The sequence below is a fragment of the Arthrobacter sp. NQ4 genome (assembly GCF_029077345.1).
Classification (GTDB): Bacteria; Actinomycetota; Actinomycetes; order Actinomycetales; family Micrococcaceae; genus Arthrobacter.
The window spans coordinates 345,559-371,285 of sequence record NZ_JARETC010000003.1; the positions used below are offsets into that span (position 1 = coordinate 345,559).

Annotated in this window: 23 protein-coding genes and 1 tRNA gene; 2 read left to right on the forward strand and 22 right to left on the reverse strand. The window is 66.2% G+C overall.

Going from position 1 to position 25,727, the window contains the following annotated elements; genetic code table 11:
- Positions 1-73: 73 nt before the first annotated feature.
- Positions 74-1,231, forward strand: coding sequence for a galactose-1-phosphate uridylyltransferase (galT, locus tag PUN51_RS07955; protein ID WP_275180422.1), 1,158 nt, complete (start codon positions 74-76; stop codon positions 1,229-1,231).
- The gene (gene galK, locus PUN51_RS07960) at positions 1,228-2,415 is read left to right on the forward strand and encodes a galactokinase (RefSeq protein WP_275180423.1); all 1,188 of its coding nucleotides are present in this window, start codon (positions 1,228-1,230) and stop codon (positions 2,413-2,415) included. The genes galT and galK overlap by 4 nt, the downstream gene beginning before the upstream one ends.
- Before the next feature lie 102 nt (positions 2,416-2,517).
- Here the strand turns inward: galK and PUN51_RS07965 are convergent, their stop codons facing one another.
- The 22 genes from PUN51_RS07965 to PUN51_RS08070 form a co-directional block, all read right to left on the reverse strand.
- The gene (locus PUN51_RS07965) at positions 2,518-3,447 is read right to left on the reverse strand and encodes a Bax inhibitor-1/YccA family membrane protein (protein ID WP_275180424.1); all 930 of its coding nucleotides are present in this window, start codon (positions 3,445-3,447) and stop codon (positions 2,518-2,520) included.
- A gap of 151 nt (positions 3,448-3,598) precedes the next feature.
- Positions 3,599-4,312, reverse strand: a complete 714-nt coding sequence (locus PUN51_RS07970; protein ID WP_159632545.1) for an ABC transporter ATP-binding protein — start codon at positions 4,310-4,312, stop codon at positions 3,599-3,601.
- Positions 4,299-5,279: an ABC transporter ATP-binding protein gene (locus tag PUN51_RS07975; RefSeq protein ID WP_275180425.1), complete on the reverse strand. Its 981-nt coding sequence runs from the start codon at positions 5,277-5,279 to the stop codon at positions 4,299-4,301. Before PUN51_RS07975 ends, PUN51_RS07970 begins: the two co-directional genes overlap by 14 nt.
- Positions 5,276-6,523, reverse strand: a complete 1,248-nt coding sequence (locus PUN51_RS07980; protein WP_275180426.1) for a branched-chain amino acid ABC transporter permease — start codon at positions 6,521-6,523, stop codon at positions 5,276-5,278. The genes PUN51_RS07975 and PUN51_RS07980 overlap by 4 nt, the downstream gene beginning before the upstream one ends.
- Positions 6,520-7,527, reverse strand: coding sequence for a branched-chain amino acid ABC transporter permease (locus tag PUN51_RS07985; RefSeq protein WP_275180427.1), 1,008 nt, complete (start codon positions 7,525-7,527; stop codon positions 6,520-6,522). Before PUN51_RS07985 ends, PUN51_RS07980 begins: the two co-directional genes overlap by 4 nt.
- Positions 7,528-7,679: 152 nt before the next feature.
- Positions 7,680-8,912 carry a branched-chain amino acid ABC transporter substrate-binding protein gene (locus PUN51_RS07990; protein WP_159632549.1) on the reverse strand — a complete coding sequence of 411 codons (1,233 nt, stop codon included), beginning with the start codon at positions 8,910-8,912 and terminating at the stop codon, positions 7,680-7,682.
- A gap of 247 nt (positions 8,913-9,159) precedes the next feature.
- Positions 9,160-9,233: transfer RNA gene (locus PUN51_RS07995), tRNA-Leu, on the reverse strand.
- Between the two features lie 112 nt (positions 9,234-9,345).
- On the reverse strand, positions 9,346-10,809 hold the full coding sequence (locus PUN51_RS08000) for an NAD(P)/FAD-dependent oxidoreductase (RefSeq protein ID WP_159632550.1): 1,464 nt from the start codon (positions 10,807-10,809) through the stop codon (positions 9,346-9,348).
- Between the two features lie 58 nt (positions 10,810-10,867).
- Entirely contained in the window at positions 10,868-12,250 is a 1,383-nt protein-coding gene (locus PUN51_RS08005; protein ID WP_275180428.1) for a S8 family serine peptidase, read from the reverse strand.
- A gap of 3 nt (positions 12,251-12,253) precedes the next feature.
- A complete protein-coding gene (locus PUN51_RS08010; protein WP_159632551.1) occupies positions 12,254-13,201 on the reverse strand; it encodes a Ppx/GppA phosphatase family protein in 948 nt (315 codons plus the stop codon).
- Positions 13,198-13,869 (reverse strand): DUF501 domain-containing protein, encoded by a 672-nt coding sequence (locus PUN51_RS08015; RefSeq protein ID WP_275180429.1) that lies wholly within the window; start codon positions 13,867-13,869, stop codon positions 13,198-13,200. The genes PUN51_RS08010 and PUN51_RS08015 overlap by 4 nt, the downstream gene beginning before the upstream one ends.
- A 27-nt stretch (positions 13,870-13,896) precedes the next feature.
- Positions 13,897-14,577: an FtsB family cell division protein gene (locus PUN51_RS08020; RefSeq protein WP_275180430.1), complete on the reverse strand. Its 681-nt coding sequence runs from the start codon at positions 14,575-14,577 to the stop codon at positions 13,897-13,899.
- Between the two features lie 136 nt (positions 14,578-14,713).
- A complete protein-coding gene (gene eno, locus PUN51_RS08025) occupies positions 14,714-15,994 on the reverse strand; it encodes a phosphopyruvate hydratase (RefSeq protein WP_110542781.1) in 1,281 nt (426 codons plus the stop codon).
- Positions 15,995-16,112: 118 nt separating this feature from the next.
- Positions 16,113-16,703, reverse strand: a complete 591-nt coding sequence (locus tag PUN51_RS08030) for a MazG nucleotide pyrophosphohydrolase domain-containing protein (RefSeq protein ID WP_159635675.1) — start codon at positions 16,701-16,703, stop codon at positions 16,113-16,115.
- Positions 16,704-16,782: 79 nt separating this feature from the next.
- Positions 16,783-17,919: an adenosine deaminase gene (locus tag PUN51_RS08035; RefSeq protein ID WP_159632554.1), complete on the reverse strand. Its 1,137-nt coding sequence runs from the start codon at positions 17,917-17,919 to the stop codon at positions 16,783-16,785.
- A 39-nt stretch (positions 17,920-17,958) separates the two neighbouring features.
- Positions 17,959-18,684 carry a DedA family protein gene (locus tag PUN51_RS08040; protein WP_159632555.1) on the reverse strand — a complete coding sequence of 242 codons (726 nt, stop codon included), beginning with the start codon at positions 18,682-18,684 and terminating at the stop codon, positions 17,959-17,961.
- A 133-nt stretch (positions 18,685-18,817) separates the two neighbouring features.
- Complete coding sequence (locus PUN51_RS08045) at positions 18,818-19,447, reverse strand: DedA family protein (protein ID WP_159632556.1); 630 nt, start codon at positions 19,445-19,447, stop codon at positions 18,818-18,820.
- Between the two features lie 6 nt (positions 19,448-19,453).
- Positions 19,454-20,770, reverse strand: a complete 1,317-nt coding sequence (locus PUN51_RS08050; RefSeq protein ID WP_224025436.1) for a thymidine phosphorylase — start codon at positions 20,768-20,770, stop codon at positions 19,454-19,456.
- Positions 20,767-21,183: a cytidine deaminase gene (locus PUN51_RS08055; protein WP_159632558.1), complete on the reverse strand. Its 417-nt coding sequence runs from the start codon at positions 21,181-21,183 to the stop codon at positions 20,767-20,769. The genes PUN51_RS08050 and PUN51_RS08055 overlap by 4 nt, the downstream gene beginning before the upstream one ends.
- The gene (locus tag PUN51_RS08060; RefSeq protein WP_159632559.1) at positions 21,180-22,700 is read right to left on the reverse strand and encodes an ABC transporter permease; all 1,521 of its coding nucleotides are present in this window, start codon (positions 22,698-22,700) and stop codon (positions 21,180-21,182) included. The genes PUN51_RS08055 and PUN51_RS08060 overlap by 4 nt, the downstream gene beginning before the upstream one ends.
- Positions 22,697-24,091 (reverse strand): ABC transporter permease, encoded by a 1,395-nt coding sequence (locus tag PUN51_RS08065; protein WP_224025434.1) that lies wholly within the window; start codon positions 24,089-24,091, stop codon positions 22,697-22,699. The genes PUN51_RS08060 and PUN51_RS08065 overlap by 4 nt, the downstream gene beginning before the upstream one ends.
- Positions 24,084-25,679 carry an ABC transporter ATP-binding protein gene (locus PUN51_RS08070; protein ID WP_159632561.1) on the reverse strand — a complete coding sequence of 532 codons (1,596 nt, stop codon included), beginning with the start codon at positions 25,677-25,679 and terminating at the stop codon, positions 24,084-24,086. The genes PUN51_RS08065 and PUN51_RS08070 overlap by 8 nt, the downstream gene beginning before the upstream one ends.
- Positions 25,680-25,727 lie beyond the last annotated feature (48 nt).

Genomic DNA, 25,727 nt, shown 5'->3' on the forward strand with positions numbered 1-25,727 from the left:
CACCTCCATCCCGAACTTTGTTACTTTTTGTTGTTAACTATTCTTTTCTGATCGCTTGTGCCAAACTTTTTGCATGACAGGGATTACCAGCACCAGACTCTCCGACGGCCGGGAGCTGATGTATTTCGACGACGCCGGCACCAGCACCTCCCGCGCCGGGCACCTCACCACCGATCATCGCGGCCTGCCGCCGCGGGGCGAACCGGGCGAGGTCCGCTTCGATGCGCTGACGGATGAATGGGTGGCCGTTGCCGCGCACCGCCAGGCCCGTACCCACCTTCCGCCGGCAGACCAGTGCCCCATCTGTCCCACCACTCCCGGGAATGCTTCGGAGATTCCTGCCGCGGACTATGACGTGGTGGTCTTCGAGAACCGGTTCCCCTCCCTGGGACCGGCGCTCGGGCCGGTTCCCGAGCATGCCGGTTGGGGAACGAAGGGCCCCGCATACGGCCGCTGCGAGGTCGTGTCGTTCACCCCGGACCACACGGGATCCTTCAGCGGGCTGAGCCAGGAGCGGTCCCGGACCGTGATCGAAGCCTGGTCGCACCGCACGGCTGCCCTCAGTGCCATGACGGGGATCAAGCAGGTCTTCCCGTTCGAAAACCGCGGCGCCGACATCGGCGTCACGCTGCACCACCCGCACGGCCAGATCTACGCCTACCCCTACGTCACGCCCCGCGCCGGCGTCCTGGGTGCGGCGGCCCGGAAGTATTACGATGCAACGGACGGCAGGGAAACCCTGACCGGTTCGCTGCTGCGGGCCGAGCGGGACGACGGCAGCAGGATGGTGTTGGAAGGAACGCACTTCAGCGCCTACGTGCCCTTCGCAGCCCGGTGGCCCCTGGAAATCCACCTGGTGCCGCACCGCCAGGTCGCCGACCTCGCGGCCTTGGACGGGGAGGAGAAGGATGAGTTGGCGCATGTCTACCTGGACCTGCTCAAGCGGGTTGACGCCCTGTACCCCACGCCCACTCCCTACATCTCCGCGTGGCACCAGGCCCCGCTGGATGACGTCCTGCGGCCGGCAGGATACCTCCACCTGCAGCTGACCTCCCCGCGCAGGGCAGCCGACAAGCTGAAGTACCTGGCAGGGTCGGAGGCAGCCATGGGCGCTTTCATCAATGACACCACTCCCGAAAGCGTGGCGGAACGGCTCCGCAATGTTGCCGTCCCACCGTCGTCCACGCCTGCTGCCGCCCTCGCGGCCACCCCGGAAGGAGCCTCCGCGTGAGCACCCGGAACCAGGACAACAGCCAGGCCGCAGGTGCTACACCGCAGGACCTGGGCGCCCGCTTTGAGCAGGAATTCGGCCGCGCTCCCGACGGCGTGTGGCAGGCGCCCGGGCGGGTCAACCTCATCGGCGAACACACGGACTACAACGAAGGCTTCGTTTTGCCCTTCGCCATCGACCGCACCGCGCGGGTGGCCGTCGCCGTGCGCCAGGACGCCACCATGCGGCTGCTGTCCACGTATGGCGACCAGGGGGTGGTCAGCACCAATCTCGAAACCCTGCAGCCGGGAACGGCAAAGGGCTGGACCAAGTACCCCCTGGGCGTCGTGTGGGCGCTGCGGCAACGGGGCATCGACGTCCCCGGACTGGACCTGCTCCTGGACTCAAACGTTCCGCTCGGCGCCGGCCTGTCGTCGTCGCACGCCATTGAATGTGCCGTCATCACCGCACTGAACGACCTCACGGACGCCGGACTGGAGGCCGAGGACATGGTGCTGGCCACCCAGCGGGCCGAAAATGACTTCGTCGGGGCACCCACCGGCATCATGGACCAGTCCGCGTCCCTGCGCGGTTCACAAGGCCACGCAGTGTTCCTGGACTGCCGGGACCAGACGGCGCGCCTGGTCCCGTTTGAGACCGGTCCCGCCGGCCTGGTGCTCCTGGTGATCGACACCAAGGTGTCGCACTCCCACGCCGACGGGGGCTACGCCTCGCGGCGCGCATCCTGCGAGCTGGGCGCGGAGGTCATGGGGGTGCAGGCCTTGCGGGACCTGAAGGTGGCGGACCTTGAGGAAGCCAGCGGGCTGCTGGACGAGGTCACATTCCGTCGCGTCCGGCACGTCGTCACCGAGAACGACCGGGTGCTCCAGACCGTGGATCTGCTGGGCGGCCCGGGTCCCGACGCCATCGGCCCCCTGCTGGACGCCAGCCACGCCTCCATGCGCGACGACTTCGAAATCTCGTGCCCGGAGCTGGACCTTGCCGTGGACACCTCCCGTGCCAATGGGGCAATCGGCGCACGCATGACGGGGGGCGGCTTCGGCGGGGCGGCTATTGCGCTGACGCCGCTGGACGCCGAACAGAAGGTGCGTGACGCCGTCGTCAAGGCTTTCGCAGACGCCGGCTTCGCGGCGCCGGACATCTTCACCGTCTCCCCTGCCGCCGGCGCCATGCGGATCGCCTAGGCAGGCGCGGTCCGTCTGGAGCGCTTTAACGGCTGTGGGCCCCACCAGTTTGGTGGGGCCCACAGTTGGTTAACGTACGACGGCGGGAGGTTGCCGGAGTGCCTAGTCGTCGCCGCGCAGGATGGCCAGCAGGCGGATGATCTCCACGTACAGCCAGACCAGCGTGACGGTCAGGCCGAAGGCCGCCGTCCAGGAGAAGCGCTGCGGGGCACCGTTGCGGACGCCCTCTTCGATGCTGGTGAAGTCCATGATCAGCGAGAAGGCTGCGAGGCCGATGGCGAGCAGTCCGATGAAGACGCCCAGCGGGATGCCGAAGATCTCAATGCTGCGCATGCCGAAGGGTTGCTGCAGGACGCCTGTCCACATCATCACCATGTTGACCAGGGAGAACACGGCATAGCCGATGATGGCGATCATAAAGAACCGCATGGCCTTCGGGGTGGCGCGGACCTTCCCGCTCTTGAACAGCAGCAGGGTCACGGCGAACACCGAAAGCGTGCCGACAACTGCCTGCAGCCCGACGCCGGGGAACATGCCATCCAGGATCCGGGTCAGGCCGCCGAGGAAGAGACCTTCCAATGCGGCGTAGGCCAGGATCAGCGCCGGCGACGGCTGCTTCTTGAAGGTGTTCACCAATGCCAGGACGAAGCCGCCCAGGGCGCCGACGATCATCAGCATGGAAGCCAGGCCCTGCGCCACCACCAGGGTGACTGCTGCGCCGGCAATCACCGCGGCGAGGCAGGCAGCGGTCTTCATGATGACGTCGTCGAACGTCATCCGGCCAGTATCCGCGGGGCCCGCCGAGGGCTGGCTGTACATCTGCCGCAGCTGTTCGTCGGTCATGCTCTGGGGCTGCGTGCCCCAGCCCTGCTGAGCGTACGGTTGCTGGCCGTAGGGCTGCTGGCCATAGGGCTGCTGGCCGTACGACGCCTGGCCGTAGGGAGCGCCGTAGGGAGCCTGCGGGACAGGCGGTGCCTGGGTGGCTCCACGGAAACTCTTTCCGTTGAAGATCGGGTTGCCGCCAAGTGCCATTGCGGGATTCCTCCATGTGGGTGTGGGTGATGAGCTTGTGGTTACGCTACCAATTCCCACGTGGGGGCCGCTGCGAAAGTTCCCAAGGGGCCCGGTTGCAACCGAACCGTGACCGTTGCCGCCGGTCCGGAACCGGGCCCCATCAGGCGAATTAGCCCACGCCCAGGTAGGCCTCCTTGATCGAGGGATCTTCCAGCAGCTGCTTGCCGGTGCCGCTGTGGGTGATCGCCCCCGTCTCCAGAACGAAGGCGCGGTGCGCTCCGGCCAGGGCCTGGTTGGCGTTCTGCTCCACCACCAGGACCGTGGTGCCCTGGTTGTTGATTTCCTTGATGATCTTGAAAATCTGGCGGATGAACTGTGGGGCGAGGCCCATCGAGGGCTCGTCGAGCAGCAGCAGTCTCGGATTGGACATCAGCGCACGTCCGATCGCCAGCATCTGCTGCTCACCGCCGGACATGGTTCCCCCAAACTGCTTTTCCCGCTCCTTCAAACGGGGAAACAAGTCAAAGACGCGGTCCAGGTCCTTGCCCACACCGCTTCTGTCCTTGCGCCCGAACGTTCCCATGTCGAGGTTCTCCATGACGGTCATGCCAGGGAAGATGCCGCGCCCTTCGGGGGCCTGGGAGATTCCGTGCACCACGCGGATGTGGGCCTTCATCTTGGTGATGTCCTGGCCCTCGAAGGTGATCCTGCCCTCTGAGCAGTTCAGCAGGCCGGAGATGGTCCGCATGGTGGTGGTCTTGCCGGCACCGTTGGCCCCAATCAGCGCCACCACTTCGCCTTCGTCGACGGTAAAGGAGATGTCCCGCAGGGCCTGGATTCGGCCGTAGTGGACGGACACTCCCTCAAGTTCAAGCAACGTCATCTTCAGGCTCCCCTAGGTAAGCAGCAATAACACGCGGGTCTTCGCGGATCTCCCGCGGCAGTCCGTCCGCGATCTTCTTCCCGAATTCCAGTACGACAATCCGGTCTGTCACACCCATGACCAGCTTCATGTCGTGCTCGATCAGCAGCACGGTGTAGCCCTCATCCCTGATGGTGCGGATCAGCGCCATCAGTTCCTCTTTTTCGGCCGGGTTGAAGCCGGCTGCCGGTTCGTCCAGGCAGAGGACCTTTGGATCAGTGGCCAAGGCGCGCGCTATCTCAAGCCGGCGCTGGTAGCCGTACGGCAGTTGCCGGGACAGGACATGGGCATGGCTGCCGATCCCCACGAAGTCCAGCAGGGCCATGCCGCGCTCGATGGCCGACTTTTCCTCCTTGATATGGGTGGGCAGGCGCAGCAGCGCCCCGCCGACGCTGGTCCGGTGCCGCGCGTCCAGGCCCACCACCACGTTCTCCAGGGCGGTCATCTCACCGAACAGGCGGATGTTCTGGAACGTGCGGGACAGGCCAAGCCGGGTGATCTTGTGCTGCTTGATGCCGTTCAGGACCTGCCCCTCCAGCACCACTTTTCCGCTGGTGGGCTTGTACACGCCGGTCATCGCATTGAAGCACGTGGTCTTCCCGGCGCCGTTGGGCCCGATGAGGCCAAGGATCTCGCCGCGCTTGATGTTGAAGCTGATGTTGTCCAGTGCCACCAGGCCGCCGAACTTGATGGTCAGGTTTTGCACCTCGACAATGTTGTCGCCGACCTTGACCGCAATATCGCGGTCCGGGGCCACCTTCTCGGCCAGTTCCTGGTCCACTCCGGCTTCAGCGAGGGCCTCCATGTCCAGCTCCGGCGCGACGGAAGCCGCCGAGCCGTCCTGGACCGTGCTGTCCTGGGCAGTGCTGTCCTGGGCCGGCTGCTCCTCCACACTGCTGGAGCCCGCGTGCCTTTCCTCGGAGCTCATGCCTCCGCTCCTCTCTGTCCGGCCACATGCGTCCCGGGGCCGGCTGGTGGATTGTTCGAGTCTTTCGGGTCCGTGCCATCGCGGCTGGTGACCTTGTTGAGTGCCGTCCTGCCGTACGCCAGCAGCCGCTGCCGTGCGGGCAGGAGTCCCTGGGAACGGAAGATCATGATCAGCACCAGCGCAATCCCGAAGATCAGGTACTTGTATTCGGCGATGGCCGTGAACCTCAACGGGATGTAGCTGACCAGGGCCCCACCAAGGATGGCGCCCACCTTGTTGCCGGCACCTCCCAGCACCACTGCGGCGAGGAACAGGATCGATGTGGTGACGTCGAACTTCTGGTTGTTGACGAATCCCACCTGCCCGGCGAAGAGTGCTCCGGACAGGCCGCCGACGGCAGCACCGATGGCGAAGGCCCACACCTTGTACTTGAAGGTGGGAACACCCATGATTTCCGCGGCGTCCTCATCTTCGCGGATGGCAATCCAGGCGCGGCCCACCCGGCTGCGTTCCAGGTTGCCCACCAGGAGGGTGACGATGATGATGATGGTCAGGGTCAGCCAGTACCAGGGCACACCGTTTGAGTTGGAGAAGATCGGCGTCCCGTCAGCCCCGTCACCCGGCGGGTGGCCGACGTTCTGGAAGCCCACCTGGCCCTTCATGGCAGGAATGATGGTGGCCAGGATGCGGATGATCTCGCCGAAGCCGAGCGTCACGATGGCGAGATAGTCGCCCCGGAGCCGGAGTGTGGGCACGCCCAGCATGACGCCGAAGAACATGGTGACTGCCATGGCCACCGGAAGCGTCCACAGGTAAGGGATGTGCAGGTAGGGCGAATCCGGGCTGGTCAGCATGGCGGCCACGTACGAACCCACCGCAAAGAAGGCAACGTAGCCAAGGTCCAGCAGGCCGGCGTACCCCACCACGATGTTGAGGCCAACGGCGATCAGCGCAAAGCGTGCCATGTCGAAACATGCCAGGGCGAAGTTGTTGCCGGGTTCGGTGGTGATGATCGGCGGGTTGAGCAGCGGCAGCAGGTAGGCCAGGACCACCACGATGACCAGGAAGGCCCACTGCTGCTGGCGGGACAGGGCGTGCCAGCGGTCGGAGAAGTAGCCGGGCTTGCGTTTGCCCCGCTGGCGAAGGTCGCTCTTTCCCGCGGCTTTCTCGGAAGCTTCGCGTTCCTCAGCTGCCTGCTGGGCGGCCGCTGTCTGCAGCGGCGTGGGGCCGTCCGTCATACTCATGCTTTGCTCCTTCCAAGGGAGGTTCCCAGGATGCCCTCGGGCCGCAGCAGCAGCACGAGCACCAGCACCACGAACGCCACGACGTCGGTCCACTGCGAATTGCCCAGCAGGATCTGGCCGTAGTTGCCGATCAGGCCGAGGAGCAGTCCGCCCAGAAGGGCCCCGCGCACGTTGCCGATGCCGCCAAGCACCGCGGCAGCAAACGCCTTGATGCCCAGGACGAAACCACCGCTGTACTGGACACCGGACGGGATTTTCATGACGTAGAACAAGGCGGCGGCTCCTGCGAGCAGGCCTCCGATGACGAAGGTGGTAATAATGATGCGCTCTTTGTTGACGCCCATCAACGTGGCGGTGTCGGGATCCTGGGCGACCGCCCGGATGCCGCGGCCTGTGCGCGACTTGCTGATGAACCTGTCGATTCCCACCATCATGATCACGGCGGCGATGATGATCACCAGCTGCTGCGAATCGATGATGGTGCCGAAGACGTCGAAAATGGGGGTGGGCCGGAACATGGTCAGGGCCAGTTCGGGGCTGGGACCGCGCCACAGGTAAATGAGGTACTGGATGGTGAAGGAAGCACCAATGGCGGTGATCAGGAAGACCAGGCGGGGCGCGTTCCGTTGCCGCAGGGGTTTGTAGGCGATCCGCTCCAGCAGGAACGCTGTCACGGCTGACGCCACCATGGCCAGGACCAGCGCCAGCAGCAGGTTCAGGATGATGGCCCAGATGTCGAGCCGGGGAGCTGAGGGGCCGAAGCCAAGGCTGCTGAGGGTAAAGAAGACTGCGTAGCAGCCAACGATGAACACTTCCGAGTGGGCGAAGTTGATCAGGTTCAGGACGCCGTAAACCAGGGTGTAGCCCAGCGCTACGAGCGCATAGATGGCCCCGAACGTGAGGCCGTCAAACGTGGCACTCCAGAAGTTCTGGGCCAGGGACGGTATGTCGAAGGAGATCCAGTCGTTTTCCATCGGGAGTAGTGGGACAAGAGAGGGAAGCATGGGAACATCCTGATCCAGTTGCACGCGGCCTTGTGGGCCCGGCCGTGGGACTTGTGTCTATTGACGTTGCTTGGTCCTGGGCTGCTGCCAAGCGAAGAAAAGGCTGTGGGGGCCCGCTGATGCTGGCCCCCACAGCCGGTTCGTGCTGGTTGCTACTCCCCGATGGGGCCGATGGGAACGATCTTTCCGTTTTCCACCTTGTAGCCGTAGACGGTCGGGGCCTGGAGCTCGCCCTTGGCATCCCACTTGTAGTGCTTGCTCAGGCCGTCCTTGTCGTAGGCCTTGACCCAGGCCAGCAGGTCCGCGCGGCTCTGCTTGCCTGCGTCAATGCCGGAGAGGAGTACGGTTGCGGCGTCGTAGCCCTCGATGGAGTACGTTCCGGGTTCAGCTCCCTTGGAGACGTCCTTGTAGGCCGAGGCGAAGTCGGGAATGAGTTCGCCCGGCAGGCAGGGGCAGGTGAAGTAGGCGTTGTTGGAAGCGTCGCCTGCCTGCTTGATGAACTGGTCGTCCTTGACACCGTCAGGTGCCACGAACGTTCCGGTGAATCCCTTGCCAACCAGCTGCTGGTCGAACGGTGCGCCTTCGGCGTAGTAGCCGGCGTAGAACACGGCGTCGGCCTTGGCGTTCATGATCTTGGAGATCACGGCGGAGAAGTCCTTCTGCCCTGTGGTCACCTTCTCCGTTCCGGCCAGGGCGCTGCCCAGGCCCGCGGAGGTGGAGGTTCCCAGGCCAATGCCGTAGTCAGAGTCATCCTGGACCAGGTACACCTTCTTGGCGCCGAGCTTGCCGGTGAGGAACTTGGCGGCTGCGGGGCCCTGGACGGCGTCATTGCCGAGGCCGCGGAAGAAGGTGGTCCAGCCGTTTTCGGTCAGCGTGGGGTTGGTGGCCGACGGGGTGATGTGGACCAGGCCCTTCTGCTCGAAGATGTTGCCCGTGGCCTTGGATTCGCCGGAGAACGGCAGGCCGATCACGCCCACGATGTCCGACTCGCTCACCAGCTGGGTGACGGGGCCGGTGGCCTTGTTGGGGTCGCCTTCAGTATCGAACTTCTTGAACTGGACCTGGCAGCCCGGGTTGGACTTGTTGTGCTGGTCAATGGCCAGCTGGATGCCGTTGAAGATGTTGACGCCAAGCTGGGCGTTGGGGCCGGTCTGCGCGCCTGCGTAGGCGAGCGTGGTGGTCGCGGGGCAGGTCGCCTTGCCGTCGCCGGCGGGCTTTACCGCGCCGGCAGGGACGTCGACTTTCGAAATGGCGGGGATGTTCACCTTGCTGGACGATCCCGAGCTTTCGGTGGTGCCGGGGCCTGCCTGGTTGGCACAGGCCGACAGCAGCATGCTGAATGTGGCTGCCGCTGCCAACGAGGTGAGGACTTTCTTTCGGTACATTTGTCTGCCTTCCGAAACAGGGCCATGCGATGCGCGTGCGGATCAATGGGGCGCTTCGGCGCCCGGAATGGGACCAGGTATTCCTGATTTAGGTTCAAGCTAGTGCATAGACAGCAGCGAAACTAAGTGACTGAGGTCACAGCCTTATAACAGTCGTTGCATATGCGGAATTAAACGCCGGAAGCCGCCTGCTGTGCAGGCGGCTTCCTGGTGTCCAAGCACCGTCGGGCGCCGGAAGGGACAGTTGTACCCCAGGTGGGACTCGAACCCACAACACGCGGATTTTAAGTCCGCTGCCTCTGCCAATTGGGCTACTGGGGCGCCGGGTCAATGGTACCTGCCCGGGACGCGTTGGCTGGAAACGCCGACGGCGGCCGCCCCGCAAAGGGGACAGCCGCCGTCGGACGCTGTGAAGCGTGGTGGAACAGGCGCGCTACTTGGCGTTGGCCGCTACCGTTTCCTTGGGAGCGGCGGCGGTGGCGCTGGAGCCGGCGGCCGGCACCGCTGCGGGGGCAGCGGCAGGCTTCGGTGCCGGGGTGGCTGCTGAGACGAAGGCGCCACGGGGGTTGTCCAGGTCCATCAGCTGCGTGGTGTCGCGTCCGGCGAAGAAGCCGATGATCCAGTTCAGGATGACGCGGAACTTGCGCTCCACCGTGGGCATGGCCATGCCGTGGTAGCCGCGGTGGGCCAGCCAGGCGAGTCCGCCCTTGAGGCCGATGCGGCCCAGGAGGTTGATGTTGGCAACGCCCTTCCATTCGCCGAAGCCTGCTACGGCACCAAGGTTCTTGTGCTTGTAGTCGGCCAGCGGCTTGTCCCAGCGGGAAGCCCACAGGTTCTTGGCCAGGCGCTTGGCCTGGCGCAGGGCGTGCTGGGCGTTGGGGACGCAGGTGCCGTCCGGGAGGCCCTTGCCGGTGAGGTCCGGAACAGCGGCGATGTCGCCGGCGGCCCAGGCGTTCTCCACGATGCCTTCGTCGCCTGCGATGCGCAGGTCCGGCAGGACGCGGACGCGGCCACGGGGTTCGAGCGGGAAGTCGGTGGAGCGGACCATCGGGTTCGCCTGCACGCCGGCCGTCCACACCAGGGTGTCTGCCTCGAACTCCTGGGCAGGAGTCTTGTCCGGGAGGTTGATGAGCTTCAGGGTGCCTTCGGCGCTGTCCAGCGAGGTGTTCAGCAGGACCTCGATGCCGCGGCTGCGCAGGTGCTCAACCACCCAGTCAGCCTGCTTGGCCGTGACCTCGGGCATGATGCGGCCCATGGCTTCGACCAGGACGAAGCGGACTTCCTCCTGCTTGATGCGGGGGTTGTTGCGCACGGCGGCGCGGGCGAGGTCTTCCATTTCGGTGATGCACTCGATGCCGGCGAAGCCGCCGCCGACCACCACGAAGGTGAGGGCCTTGGCGCGGGCTGCGGGGTCCGTCATGGTGGAGGCAACCTCGATGCGCTCCAGGAGCTTGTTGCGCAGGGCAACGGCTTCCTCGATGGTCTTCAGGCCGATACCCTTGTCCGCCAGGCCCTTGATGGGGAAGGTGCGGGTGATGGCGCCGGCTGCGAGCACGACGTCGAAGTAGGGAACCTCAAAGTTCTCGCCGCCGTCGGCAGGAGCCACCACGGCAGTCCGGTTGACGTGGTCGATCGAGGTGACGCGGCCCTGGATGAGTTCCGTCTGCTTGAGGTGCTGGCGGTGGGAGACCACTGCGTGGCGGGCTTCGATGTTGCCACCTGCCACCTCGGGGAGGAAGGGCTGGTAAGTCATGTAGGGCAGGGGATCGACGACGGTGACGATGCCACCGGCATTCGCGATCTTCTTCTGCAGTTTCAGTGCTACGTACAGGCCGACGTACCCGCCGCCGACGACGAGTACCCTGGGACGGTCCTGGAGCTGTGGGGTGGTTGCCATTGTTCAAGGATACAGGAGTTTGTGAAAATCTTCACTAGCCGTACGGAGCCCCCGTAACCTAGGAATCCGGGCGGGATTTGACCCTTTCCATCACGCCCGTGTCGGGTTCTTCCACGGCAAGGGAAGGGTTGCGGGCAGCCCGTCGGAGCTGGACGGCAGCGGCGGCGATGATGGCCACGAACAGGGCGGCAAAACCGATGACGACGGCGGCGCCGATGGCACTGTCGCGCTGGGACGGCGCCTTCGCGGCAGGAACGGTGGCTTCGGGCAGCGTGGGTGCCGCACTTGGCACTGAGGTTGCGGTGGGCAGCGGCGTTGCCGGGGCGGCATTGCCGCGCCTGTGCACGCGGATCCACTCGGCGATGGTGCCCAGCGGATTGACTGAAACCTCCGGGACGTCAGCCTTGAGCGCTGCCTCAGCGTTGAGGATGCCGTAGCCGTACAGCGGATCCTTGCCCGGGGCTCCTGCGTCCTTCGCCGTGGAGACGATCCTGTTGATCACCTGTTCGGCGCTCATGTCCGGCCACTTGGACCGGATCAGGGCAGCAACGCCTGCGACGATGGGCGTGGACCCGGAGGTTCCGGCCCATTCGGCATAGCCTCCGGCCGGAAGGCCGCCCAGGAGGTTCTCGGCCGGTGCAGCCACCCCAATGCTGATGCCCTGCGAGGAAGCGTCCACGCTGGCCACGTTCTTGCGGTCCAGGCCGGCGACGGTGAGCACGCCCGGGATGGTGGCAGGGGCGCCCACCTGGGTATTGCCTCCCACCCGGTTCCCGGCGGCGGCGACGATGACCACGTCCTTCTGTTCGGCGTACAGGAAGGCGGCGTCCCAGCTCTGCGGCCACTGCGGCGTGGTGCTGCCGAGCGAGATGTTGATGACCTTGGCGCCGTTGTCCACCGCCCAGCGGACCGCCTCGGGAATCTGGTCCTGGTCGCTTTTGCCCGACGGATTGGCCGAGCCCAGCCAGGTGGAGACGGAGAGGAGCTGCGCTTCGGGCGCGACGCCGATGATGCCGTCCGGGGGAACAGCCGGCCCGGGGCTGGGGCTGGGGCTCGCGCTGGCGGGCTGGTGTCCGCGGCCTGCGAGCATGGTGGCTACCAGGGTGCCGTGTTCAGGCTTGGAGCCGACGCTTTTCTGGCCGTCCGGCTGGCCTGAGCCGGAGGCATCGTAACCGCCGACAACGGCGCCTTTGAGGTCCGGGTGCTGGGCATCGATGCCGCTGTCGATGACGGCCACCTTGACGCCGGCGCCCTTTGACACTTCCCAGGCCTTGGTGATGCCCGAGTCCGCGAGCCAGTATTCCTTGTCGCGCCACTCGTCGGCGTGTGCGGCGGGGGCCGTGAACAGGCCGGCGAACAGGCAGCACGCGGCCAGCAGGACGGCCATTGCGGCGGCCGCGGCACGGGACACGAGCGGGGTTGAAGCTGGGGTGGGATGCATGGGCTACCCGATGCTCAGCGCGATGCCGTCAAGGATGTCGTGCTCGCTTGCGGTGGCCGCGGTGACCTTCCCGCCGGTCAGCTCCCCCATCCGTTCCAGGATGCGGCGCCACACCAGTCCCCCGGCGCCGATGACGTCCACGCGGCCCGGATGCATGTACGGCAGCGCGGCCCGCCCGGCCCGGGTCATCCCCAGCAGGTCGGTGGCGGCGTCGCGGATGTCCCCGATGGGCAGCGAGGCCCCGTGGATGGCGTGGGGCGAGTATTCGGGCAGGTGGAGCGCGTGCGCGGTGATGGTGGTGACGGACCCGGCAACACCGACGACGGCGGTGGCGCGTTCCAGGGGCACGTCGCGTCCGGCTCGGGCCATGGCTTCGTCCACGTCGGCTTCCGCGGCGGCAATCTGTTCGGCAGTGGGCGGATCGTTGCGCAGGTGGCGTTCAGTCAGCCGGACGCAGCCGATGTCCACGGACTTGGCAGCGGTCACGCCGGCCGCGGTGCCCAGGACGAATTCGGTGCTTCCCCCGCCGAGGTCCACCACGAGCACCTGCTGGCCGTCGAGGACGGGCAGCACGCTGCTGGCCCCGGCAAAGGACAACGCCGCTTCTTCGTCCCCGGAGATGACCTCAGGTTCCACTCCCAGCAGCTCCCTGACGCCGTCCACGAAGACGTCCCGGTTGCGTGCATCGCGGCTCGCGGAGGTGGCAACAAACCGGATCCGCTCTGCGCCATGCTCCTTGATCAGGCGGGCGTAATCGGCCGTGGCGCCAAGCGTGCGTTCCAGCGCCTCCGGAGCCAGTTCTCCGGTGGCGTCCACGCCCTGGCCCAGCCGGACCACGCGCATCTCCCGGACCACGTCGGTGAGCTTTGTGCCGCCGTTACTGCGGTCAATGTCGGCGATGAGGAGCCGGATGGAGTTGGTGCCGCAGTCGATGGCGGCGACGCGGGTCATTCGGATGCCTCTGTGGTTCCGGCGGATTTCCGGACCGGGGCGGGGCGGCCGACAATGTCCGGGAGCCCTTGGGGCCCGTGCCGGCTGAGGTCCCGGGATGGTGCCTCACCGGTGGTGTCCCAGGCGCCGTCGCAGTAGCACTTGTCAGCAGTCCACCATTCGCTGATCATGTCCAGGGCCTGGTCACCCAGGGGGTTGACGCCGCTGCCCGCTGCAAGGGAGTGGCCCACCAGGACATGCAGGCATTTGACGCGGGTGGGCATCCCGCCCGCGGACACGCCGTCAATTTCGGGGACCGGACCGATTCCGGAACGCTGGCCGATGGCGTCGCGGGCGGCAAGGTACTCCCCGTGGGCCGCCCGGTAGGCAGCGGCAAGCCCGGCGTCCGCGGCCAGCTGCTCGTTCATGTTGTTCATGACCCCGGCGGCTTCAAGCCTGGAAACCGCGGACGTGATCACCGGGTGCGTCAGGTAGAAGGTGGTGGGAAACGGGGTACCGTTGCTCAGCCGGGGCGCGGTGGCGGCCACGAGGGGGTTGCCACAGACGCAGCGGGCCGGAATCTCCACGACGTCGCGGACGGGTCGTCCCAGCTGCCTGCTCAGTACTTCAAGGTCGTGTGCTGTTGGTTGGCGGGATTCGTCCCGGGCGGCTGCCGTGTTGTATTCCACTGTCGCGGGCCGTCCTTCCTGTGCGGTTCAGTCTGTGGCCGCGCGCCTGATGGACTCCCACAGGGAATCCACCCACGGCAGATCGGCGGGGTCTTGTGCTGCTGCGCCGGCGGGGCTACTGCTTTCTCCGGCCGGCTCATCGCTGCCAAAAACCCAGTAGCCGGTTTCGCCCGGCATAACCATGTTAATGCGGTCGCGGGCCTGCTGCTTGACGTAGTTGGGGTCCTGCCAGCGCGACACCTGCTGGCGGAGGGCGTCGCCTTCGGCCTGGCGTGCGGCGATATCCGCGTTCAGGGCGTCTATTTCGGCCTTCTTGTCGAAGAAGATCTTGACCGTGGGGGCCAGCATGACGGTGATGGCGATCATCACCACGGCCAGCGCGAGCATGCGGCCGGAAAAGGCCTTGGCGGGGACAGGATGCTGCTCCTCTTCGGGGCTGCGGGCGTCCTTGCCGTCAACGGGGCTGCTTCCTTTGCGCCCGGCGGTTGGCCTGGCCGCCTTGGCCTCCCCCGCTTTCCCGGGCCGGCCCGGAGCAGTTCCGCCCGCGTGGTTGTCCTTCGCAGGTGCGGCGCCCGCCGCGGGCCCGCCCTTGGCCGGCCGGAAATCCGCCCGGATGACCTCGGCACCGCCGGAGGATCCGTCGTCGTCCGTTGCCTTGGCTGGACGGGCGGGGGCGACCTTGGGAACTTTGGGGCGGCGGGTAGCCATGACACTCCTGAAACGCAGCCTGCCGGGGCCGCCACTATCTGTGCTGGACGTTCACTGCTGAACAAATGCTGCTGGAAACAACAGCGGTGGCTATGGTCTTTCAACCATAGCCACCGCGGATGGGTTTGGGCGGTTACTAGCCCTTGAAACGCGGGAAGGCGCTGCGGCCGGCGTAGCGTGCGGCGTCGTCCAGTTCTTCTTCGATGCGCAGCAGCTGGTTGTACTTGGCTACGCGCTCGGAGCGGGCCGGTGCACCGGTCTTGATCTGGCCGGCGTTGGTGGCCACGGCGATGTCGGCGATGGTGGTGTCCTCGGTTTCGCCGGAGCGGTGCGAGGTGATGGTGGTGTAGCCGGCACGCTGGGCCAGGCTGACGGCGTCCAGGGTCTCAGTCAGCGAACCGATCTGGTTGACCTTGACCAGCAGGGAGTTGGCGGTCCTGGTGTCGATGCCACGCTGCAGGATGGAGGGGTTGGTGACGAAGAGGTCGTCACCCACCAGCTGGACCTTGTCGCCGATGGCGTCGGTGAGGGTCTTCCAGCCGTCCCAGTCGTTCTCGTCCAGCGGGTCCTCGATGGAGACCAGCGGGTAGTCGGCAACGAGTTCGCCGTAGTAGGCGCTCATGTCGCTGGCGGACAGGGACTTGCCTTCGAACTGGTAGGCGCCGTCCTTGTAGAACTCGGAGGAGGCAACGTCCAGGGCCAGGGCGATGTCCTTGCCCGGGGTGTAGCCGGCGTTCTTGATGGCTTCGGTGATGAGGTCCAGGGCTGCGCGGTTGGACGGCAGGTTGGGCGCGAAGCCGCCTTCGTCGCCGAGGCCGGTGGAGAGGCCCTTCTGCTGCAGCACGGACTTGAGGTTGTGGTAGACCTCAACGCCCCAGCGCAGGCCTTCGGAGAAGGTCTCTGCGCCGATGGGGGCGATCATGAATTCCTGGATGTCGACGTCGGAGTCGGCGTGGGAGCCACCATTGAGGATGTTCATCAGCGGCACGGGCAGGACGTGGGCGTTCGGGCCGCCCAGGTACTTGTAGAGCGGCAGGTCGGCGGAGGCTGCGGCTGCGTTGGCGACGGCCAGGGAGACGCCCAGGATGGCGTTGGCGCCCAGCTTGCCCTTGTTGGGGGTGCCGTCCAGGTCCAGCATGGCCTGGTCGATGCTGCGCTGGTCGGTGGCGTCGAACCCGGTCAGGGCGGGGGCGATCTGGTCGATCACGGCGTCGACGGCCTTCTGCACGCCCTTGCCCAGGTAGCGGCCCTTGTCGCCGTCACGCAGTTCAACGGCCTCGTGCTCACCGGTGGAGGCGCCGGAGGGAACCGCGGCGCGGCCAATCTGGCCGTCCGACAGCAGGACTTCAACTTCAACGGTGGGGTTGCCGCGGGAATCGAGGATCTCGCGGGCGTGGATGGCATCGATAAGCGCCATGAATTTGCTCCTTATGGGCGATTAACGGGGGGAATCAGGCAGAAAACTCGACGTACTCGTCACGGTCCAGCCTAGTCGAGAGTGCTCCGGGTTACTCAAACCGGTCAAGGCCCGGACGTCATGATGGCGCTTGGTCGCTTTGGTCACTCTGGTCACGCTGGTAGCGGCGGACGGCGGCATGCAGGGCGCGCTCTGCGTCCATGCCGTTGTCCCGCGCAGAACGGACGACGGCGAGCAGCAGGTTTCCGAGCTCCTCCTCGCTGTCGGGGACGGGAGAGCCCGCGGGGAGCCCAAGGCCCGCACGTGCTGCACGGGCCAGGGACTTCTGTGCCCTGGCCAGCGCCGGGAGGGCCTGCGGGATGCCGTCGAAGGGGTCCTGCCGTTCCGGCTTTTCGGCCCGCTTGACGGCATCCCACTTCTGCTCGATCTCCGCCACGGTGGCCGGGAAGCTGTCCTGCAGGGAGCCGTCAGGCCGGAAGACGTGGGGATTCCGGCGGATCATTTTGGCACCCAGCCCGCGCGCCACGTCGTCGAACGTGAAGGCGCCGCGCTCCTCAGCCAGGCGGGCATGCAGCACCACCTGGAGCAGCACGTCACCGAGCTCGCCCTGCAGCTCGGCGTCGGGGTGGCCTTCCTCGATGGTCTCGGCCACTTCGTAGGCCTCTTCCAGGAGGTATTCCACCAGCGACGCGTGCGTCAGGGCGCCCATCCAGGGGCAGTGCACGCGCAGCTGGGCGATCAGGCCCAGCAGTTCCGCTGTTGCAGAACTGCCGGGCCGGGATTCCGGATCAGCCAAGGTTGGCGTAGGCGTCGTTGATGTACTCCACCAGCGCTTCCTTTTCCTCCAGGGGCAGGAAGGATGCCTCGGCGGCGTTGAGGGTCAGCTCCAGCAGGTCATCGAGGTCGTAGTCGAAGGTTTCCACCAGCAGGTTGAACTCGTCGGTGAGGGTAACGCCGCTCATCAGGCGGTTATCGGTGTTGATGGTGACGTTGAAGCCCAGCTGGTAGAGCATGTCCAGGGGGTGGCTTTCGATGCCTTCGCCGAACTCCGCGATGGCGCCGGTCTGCAGGTTGGAGGAAGGGCAGATCTCCAGGGCGATGCCGCGGTCGCGGACCCAGCTGGAGAGGTCGCCCAGGGTGACCAGGCCAACGGTGTCCCCGGCTTCCTCGTCGTCGTCGAATTCCACCATGATGTCCTCGGCAATGCGGACGCCGTGTCCCAGCCGGAGGGCGCGGCCGTCCACCAGCGCGGACTGGATGCTCTCCAGCCCGGCAGCCTCGCCTGCGTGCACGGTGGCGGGGAAATTGTGCTGGGCGAGGTACGTGAAGGCATCCCTGAAGCGGCTGGGCAGGAATCCGTCCTCGGCACCGGCAATGTCGAAGCCCACTGCACCCTGGTTGCGGTGTCGGACGGCGAGTTCGGCGATCTCCTGGCCGCGGTCGGCGTGGCGCATGGCGGTGATCAGCTGGCCCACCTGGATCTCGCGTCCGGTCTCGGAGACGGCCTCGACGCCGGCTTCCAGTCCGTCCTGGACTGCCTCCACGGCTTCGTCAAGGCTGAGTCCCTTCTGGAGGTGCTGTTCCGGCGCCCAGCGCACTTCGCCGTACACCACGCCGTCGTCCGCGAGGTCCTCGACGAACTCCTTGGCCACGCGGAACAGGCCGTCGTAGGTCTGCATGACGGCGACCGTGTGGTCGAACGTTTCCAGGTAGCGGACCAGGGATCCGGAATCGGCTGATTCGCGGAACCACTGTCCCAGGGCCACGGGGTCCGTTGAGGGAAGCGTGTGGCCAACGGCCTCCGCCAGTTCGATGATGGTGGCCGGACGGAGTCCTCCGTCCAGGTGGTCGTGGAGGGAAACCTTGGGCAGGCTCTTCAGGTCAAAATCGATGGCAGGGGCAGCGTCAACAATGGGCTCAGTCACGTTCCCACCTTAGGGTGGGCCGCAGTTCAAAGCCAGCCGCTACTTGGCCGCGGGTCCGGCCTCTGCCGAGGGCACCACAAGGGCCTGCATGCCGGGCCGGTCTTCCTGCCCGGAACCGGAGGACCCTTCGGCCCACTCGTCCGCCTCGGGGGCGTCATGCCGGCCCAGCCGTTTGTGCCACCAGCGGAGCAGGTGGTCGATGAGCACACCCAGGACAATGGCGAAGACGACGGCGATGCCGGCGCTCAGCAGCGGGTTGTGGTGCAGCCACGGGAACGAGCTGGCCAGCAGGCCGATGCCAAGGGAGTAGCCCACCCAGGTCACACAGGCAAAGGCGTCGAAGACGAAGAACCTGCGGTGCGAGAAGCCGGTGCTTCCGGCCACGTAGTTGACCGCCACCCGGCCCCACGGGATGTAGCGGGCGGTGAAGATCAGTACCGCGCCGCGTTTCTCAAGTTCATAGCGGGCCCAGGCGAAGACTTTCCGGACCTTGGGCCGGCGCATCCATCCCCACCGCTCCAGGCCGATCTTGCGGCCGAGCATGTAGGCCATATTGTCACCGGCAATGGCGCCGACCAGTGCAGTGAGCCCTAGGAGCCAGAGATTGGGTTCGCCGCTGTGCCGCGAGAAGGCTGCGAGCGCCACGATGAGGGTCTCGCTGGGGACCACCATGGCGAAGCCGTCCACGAAGAAGAACGCCAGCAGAACCGGGTAAATCCACCACTGGCCCGCTGCATGGAGCACGGCCTCATTAATAAACTCCACGCGGTGTTGCTCCTGTATAAAAATGACACAGCCAAAGTGCCGCAGCCAAAGCGGAAATCGTTCCTAAGTGTCCCACGCTCCGGGCCCTGTCCGCTACGCCCCAATGCCCGGAATTACCCCTTAAACGCGCTGGTCAGGCGCCGGGTTCCCGGATCCGTTCCACCACGTTGGGTTTGCCCCGGAATTTGTTGATTACCAGGTCCACCACGATGCCCAGCGCTACCGCGCAGACAATGGCAATCGCTGCGCCCAGGACGTGGTTGTTCTCGAACCACTGGCCGAAAAACAGCCCGATCGCCACCGAGTAGCCGGCCCACAGGCTGGCCGAAAGGATGGTCAGGCCCACGAACCGCAGGTGCGGGTAGTGCGTGACCCCGGCGGTCAGGTTCACCGCCACCCGGCCGATCGGGACGAAGCGGGCCACCAGGATCAGCGATGCCGGCCGCTTGTGCAGCTCCCGGCCCGCCCAGCGGAACGCACTTTGCATGCGCGGCCCGCGCATCCACGCCCAGCGCCTGGTGCCCACCCGGCGGCCCAGCAGGTACGCGATGTTGTCCCCGAGGAATGCACCCGCCGCCGCGACAAGGACCAGGAGCAGCGGGTTGGGAACATCCGCGGTGGAGGCCACGGCGGCGAGGCCCACCACCACGGACTCACTGGGAACGGGCGGGAAGAAGCCGTCAATGATGCAGCACGCCAGCACCAGGACCAGCACCCACGGCTGGCCGGCTGCGGCGAGGATGAAGTCATTGATGGCCTGCATGGGTCCCTATGCTATGCGGTCGATGATGAGCTGCTGGGCTGGCCGCGAACCTTCCGGAGCGATGACCACTGCGTGTTCCAGGGCTTCCCGGGCACGGGCGAACCGCTCCGGAGTGTCGGTGAGCAGCGTCATCAGGGGCTCCCCTGCCCGCACGGTGGCGCCGGGCTTGGCGTGCATGCGCACCCCGGCCCCCGCCTGTACGGCGTCCTCCTTGCGGGCGCGGCCGGCACCCAGCCGCCATGCAGCCACACCGACAGCGAGCGCGTCCAGTTCCACCAGCACCCCGTCGGCAGGGGCATAGACGACGTCGGATTCCCGGGCCTCCGGGAGCGCCGCGCGGGGGTCGCCGCCCTGGGCGGTGATCATCCGGTTCCAGACGTCCATGGCCCGGCCGTCCTTGAGGGCGGCGGCGGGGTCGGCGTCGTGGACCCCTGCACAGACGAGCATCTCCTCGGCGAGCCGGACGGTCAGTTCCACCACGTCCTCCGGGCCGCCGCCCGCCAGCACCTCCACCGATTCCTCGACTTCGATGGCATTGCCGGCGGTGAGGCCCAGGGGGGTGTTCATGTTGGTCAGCAACGCAACGGTGTTGACCCCCGCGTCCTTGCCGAGCGCCACCATGGTCTCCGCCAGTTCGCGGGCTTTGGCTTCATCCTTCATGAAGGCTCCGCTGCCCACCTTGACGTCCAGGACCAGGGAGCCGGTGCCCTCGGCGATCTTCTTGCTCATGATGGAGGAGGCGATCAGCGGGATGGCCTCAACCGTTCCCGTGACGTCGCGCAGCGCATAGAGCTTCTTGTCGGCCGGGGCCAGGCCGGCACCGGCGGCGCAGATGACCGCCCCGACGTCCTGGAGCTGGGCCAGGATTTCGTCGTTTGCCAGGTTGGCCCGCCATCCCGGAATGGACTCCAGCTTGTCCAGGGTGCCCCCGGTGTGCCCCAGCCCGCGGCCGGACAGCTGCGGGACGGCCACGCCGAACACCGCCACCAGCGGGGCCAGCGGCAGGGTGATCTTGTCCCCCACGCCACCGGTGGAATGTTTGTCGGAGGTGTATTTCAGGCCGCCGTCTGGTCGACGGAGGCTGGAGAAATCCATCCGCTCCCCCGAGGCGATCATGGCGGCCGTCCACCGGGCGATTTCGGCGCGGTCCATGCCGTTGAGCAGGATGGCCATGTTCAGGGCAGCCATCTGTTCGTCCGCGATGGCCCCACGCGTGTACGCGTCGATGGTCCAGTCGATCTGTTCGGGGCTCAGCGTCCCCTTGTCACGCTTGGTGCGGATGATGTCTACGGCGTCGAACGCCTCTGCTTTGCTGTCGGTCACCGGGTCTCCTCCAGGTGTTCGGGACCAAAGGCGTCAGGCAGCACCTGGTCCATGGTCTTGATGCCGCGGTTGGTCATGAGCTGCATGCCGGGGGCGCTGAATTCGTACAGCAGCTGCCGGCAGCGGCCGCAGGGCATGAGGACGGTGCCCTCACCGTCCACGCAGTAGAACGCCCGCAGCAGTCCCCCGCCGGTCATCTGCAGTTCCCCCACCAGGACGCACTCCGCGCAGAGGGTCAGTCCGTAACTGGCATTTTCCACGTTGCAGCCGCTGACGATCCGGCCGTCCACCGTCAGGGCAGCGGCTCCCACCGGAAACTTTGAATACGGGGCGTACGCATTCTTCATGGCGGCTGCGGCGGCAGCTTCCAGGGCTGCCCAGTCCACCTGTTGTGTGTTGTCCACGGCGGTCATCCCTTGACGTACGGTATGCCGTCGGCCGCGGGCGGCCTGGACCGTCCTACCAGGCCCGCCACCGCGACGACGGTCAGGGCGTAGGGGAGCATCGCCATGAACTGGCTGGGGACGGGAGAACCGATGATGGTGATGATGCTTTGCAGGTTGTCGGCGAAGCCAAACAGCAACGCCGCCAGGAACGCGCCGATCGGATTCCACCGCCCGAAGATCATGGCTGCCAGGGCAATGTAGCCGCGGCCGCCGGACATGTCCTTGCTGAACGCATCCACCGACACCAGGGTGAAGAAGGAGCCGCCGATTCCTGCGATGGCCCCGCCCATGAGGACGTTGATGAAGCGGGTCCGGTTGACGTTGATGCCCACCGTGTCGGCCGCCTGGGGGTGTTCGCCGACGGCGCGCACGCGCAGGCCCCACTTGGTGTGGAAAAGGCCCACGTAGACCACGATCACGGCGACGTACATGAGGTAGCCCACCAGGGACTGGCGGAACAGAATGGGGCCGATGATCGGGATGTCGGCGAGGAACGGAATATCCACGGCCTGCAGCCGGCCGGGCTTGTTGAGGTGTTCGGGGTCCGCCGTGAGCAGGGTGGAGAAGAGGAAGCTGGTGAGGCCGCTGATCAGGACATTGAGGACCACGCCGACGATGATCTGGTTGACGAGGTACTTGATGCTCACGATGGCCAGGACCAGGGACACGAGCGCACCGGCGACTGCGGCCGAGATGAGCCCAACGTAGACGTTGCCGGTCACGGTGGCAACGACGGCGGCGGAGAACGCCCCGAGCAGCAGTTGGCCTTCGATGGCGATATTAACCACGCCGGCCCGTTCGCACAGCACACCCGAGAGTGAGCCAAACACCAGCGGTACGGCCAGGGTCACGGCACCGGCCATGAGGCCGCCGAGGGAGATGGAGGGTTCGGGGTCACGGCCGCCGGCGACGATCCAGATCATGAAGCCGACGAGGAAGACCACTGCGAAAATGCCGCCCAGCCATCCGGGAGTGCGCCGCCGCTGCACGGTCAGGAAACAGGCGGACCCTGCCAGTGCGAGCAGCACGACGGAGCAGATCCAGCCCAGCGCCATCGAAGGCACGGTAATCTTTTCAACCCGGGCGACGCCGAGGGCGGCCAGGCCCAGGACGGCGACGGCAGCGATGGTGGTGGCGGGTATCCAGCGGTCTACTCCCCCGCCCTCCCGCCGCTGGCTGACCCAGCGGTAACCGACGTAGGCCGCGGCGGCCAGCGCCACGGCCAGGGTGACCCACGCCGCCGTAGAGGAGGCGTTCGGATCGCGGGCCTCGGCAATCCGGAAGCCGGCAGATTTTGGGTTGGCCAGGAAACCGAACAGCACGGTTCCCAGGATGGCGAGCAGGCCAAGGCCAACGCCGGCTTTCCAGCTCACCAGTTCGGTTGTGCCTGTCCGGCCTCCGGCGCGGGTGGCTCCGCTGGTGCTGCTGGTTCCCTTACCGGTGCCCGGCTGTTTGCCGGTAGGAGATTGTGTGGTGGCGCTCATGCTGCCGCTCCGCTCTTGACGCCGCCGGCACGCGAACCTGCGGTCCCACTCGTAGTGGTCTTCTTCTTACGGGGGTTGAGTCCGAATATCGCACGGACCAGCGGCGGTGCTGCGATGAACAGCACAATCAGGGACTGGATGACGAGCACAATGTCGATCGGCGTCTGCGTCTGGGCCTGCATTGCCACGCCGCCGGCGCGGAAGGCGCCGAACAGCAGGCCGGCGAAGAAGGTTCCCCACGGCGTCGAGCGTCCCAGCAGCGCCACCGTGATGGCATCAAAACCGATGGAGGCAGCGACACCGCCGGAGAGGTACTTTTCCGTCCCGGACACCTGGGCCACGCCGGCCAAGCCGGCCAGCGCACCGGCGATCGCCATCACCAGGATGGTGCTGCGGGCTACGTTGATGCCAGCGGTGCGGGCCGCGCTGGGGTTCGCACCGACGGCGCGGAACTCAAAACCGATCGTTGAGCGGTTCAGCAGCCACCACACGAAGGCGGTGGCCGCTATCGCGGCCAGGAAGCCGGCGTGCAGGCGGAATTGCGGTCCGAGCAGTTCGGGGAACAACGCGGTGGAATCAAGGAATGGCGAGATCGGGTTTGTGGAACCCTTGCGCTGGAAAGCCGGCGTGGTGAGCAGGAACAGCAGCAGGAAGTTGGCGATGTAGTTGAGCATGATGGTCACGATCACCTCGTGCGCGCCGGTCCGTGCCTTCAGCAGGCCCACGACGCCGCCCCAGACCGCGCCCCCGACGAGGCCGGCCAGGATAACGACCAGCAGGTGCAGGCCGATGGGCAGGTGCCAAGCGAACCCTACGTAGGCGCCGAAGAGCGCGCCGAAGATGATCTGCCCTTGGGCGCCGATGTTGAACAGGCCGGCGCGGAACGCCAGCGCGACACCGAGCCCGGCGCAGATCAGCGGGGTTGCGACGGTGAGGGTCTCGGTGATCGGGTACAGCTGGGCTGCCAGGTCGGCGCCCGCCCAGTTGAAGATGGACCCCTGTACCAGGGCAGTGTAGGGACGGATGACCTCGGTCAGGAGGTCCCCGGGCTGGGCAAAGAAGTAACCGGCCGTGACGGCGACCTTGGGGTTGGTCACTGCCATCAGGATGCCGCCGAGCACGATCGCCAGCAGCACGGAGAGGAAGGAGACCATGGCGTTGCCGGTGAAGATCTGGTGCAGGACGGAACCGCTTCCATCCCGGTCATGGTCCCGGCCGCGCCGCTGGGTGGCTGCCGGAACGGCAGACGGCGGCATCTGGCCACCGGCGGTGTCAAGGACGACGTCGGAGGCCACAGCCTCGGAGGTGGTGCCGCCGGGCTCCGGGGTGTCGACGGGCTCCGGGGCGCCGTTGCGGCCGGTCCGCGGTTCCGGGGTTGTCTTTTCAGACATGGGATTCTCCTTCGTGGCCGGCAGGCTCCGATACCGCCGCTGTGGTGGTGGCGCCGGAAACAGGGGCGGCGGCGCTGGCTTCGGCTTCGGTGGCCGGGACACCGGCCATCATCAGGCCCAGAACGTCGCGGGACGTGGTGGCGGGTACGATTCCCACCAGCCGGCCGCGGTAGAGCACGGCGATCCGGTCGGCCAGCTGAAGTACTTCGTCCAGTTCTGTGGACACGATCATGACCGGCGTCCCGTGGTCGCGTTCGGCGATGACCCGCTTGTGCACAAACTCAATCGAGCCGACGTCGAGACCACGTGTGGGCTGCGAGGCGATGAACAGCCGCAGCGGACGGGAGAGCTCACGGGCCAGGACCACCTTCTGCTGGTTGCCGCCGGAAAGGGTGCCCACCGCCGCGGACACGGAGGGCGTGCGAACGTCGAATTCCTCGACCTTCCTGGCGGCGTTCTCCGCGATCACGCCCGGCTTCATCCCCACGCCGCGTGCGAAGGGCGCTTTGTCGTAGAGGTCCAGGATCATGTTTTCGGAGATGGTGAACGTGCCCACCAGACCGTCAATGGTGCGGTCCTCGGGGACGAAGCCCACACCGGCACCGAGGACGTGCTTGACGCTCCTGCCCAGCAGTTCCTCGCCGTCGAGCGTGATGGACCCGGCTACGTGCGGCTGCACGCCAAGAATCGCCTCGGTCAGTTCAGTCTGGCCGTTGCCTTGCACTCCTGCGATGGCCAGCACTTCGCCCTTGGCGATGTCGAAGGACAGGTCATTGACCACGTGCTGGCCGTTGTGGTCCGTCACTGTCAGGTTGCGGACCTTGAAGGTCACGTCACCGGGCTTGGCGGGCGCCTTGTCGAGGGTCAGGCTCACCGTGCGGCCAACCATGGCGGACGCCAGTTCAGTGGGGGAAGCCGTGGGATCCGCCTGCCCCACCACCTTGCCGCGGCGGATGACCGTGATGGTGTCTGAGATGGCTTTGACTTCACGCAGTTTGTGGGAGATGAAGACGATCGACTTACCGTCGCGCTTCAGCTGCCGGATGATGTCCAGGAGCTCATCGGTTTCCTGCGGCGTCAGCACGGCGGTGGGTTCATCGAGAATGAGTACCTCGGCATCACGCACCAGCGCCTTGATGATCTCGACCCGCTGCTGGACGCCGACGGGCAGGTCCTCCACCATGGCGTCGGGGTCGACGTCGAACCCGTACTGGTCCGAGATGCGGCGGATCTTTTCGCGCGTGGCTTCCAGGTTGAGCAGGCCGGCGGCTTTGGTGGCCTCATTGCCCAGCGCCACATTCTCGGCCACGGTGAAGACCGGGATGAGCATGAAGTGCTGGTGGACCATCCCGATGCCGGCCGCCATGGCCTCGCCGGGGTCTTTGAAGACGACGGGCTTGCCATCGACCAGGATTTCACCTTCGGTCGGATCGTACAGGCCGTAGAGCACGTTCATCAGGGTGGATTTCCCTGCGCCGTTCTCGCCCAGGAGGCAGTGCACCTGCCCGGGTTCAACGACCAAATCAATGTGGTCATTGGCTACCAGGGACCCGAATCTCTTCGTGATCCCTTTCAGTTCGAGTTTCAAGACCCCAACCAATCTGTGTGTGTATGGATCTGCTCCGGCGCGCTGTCG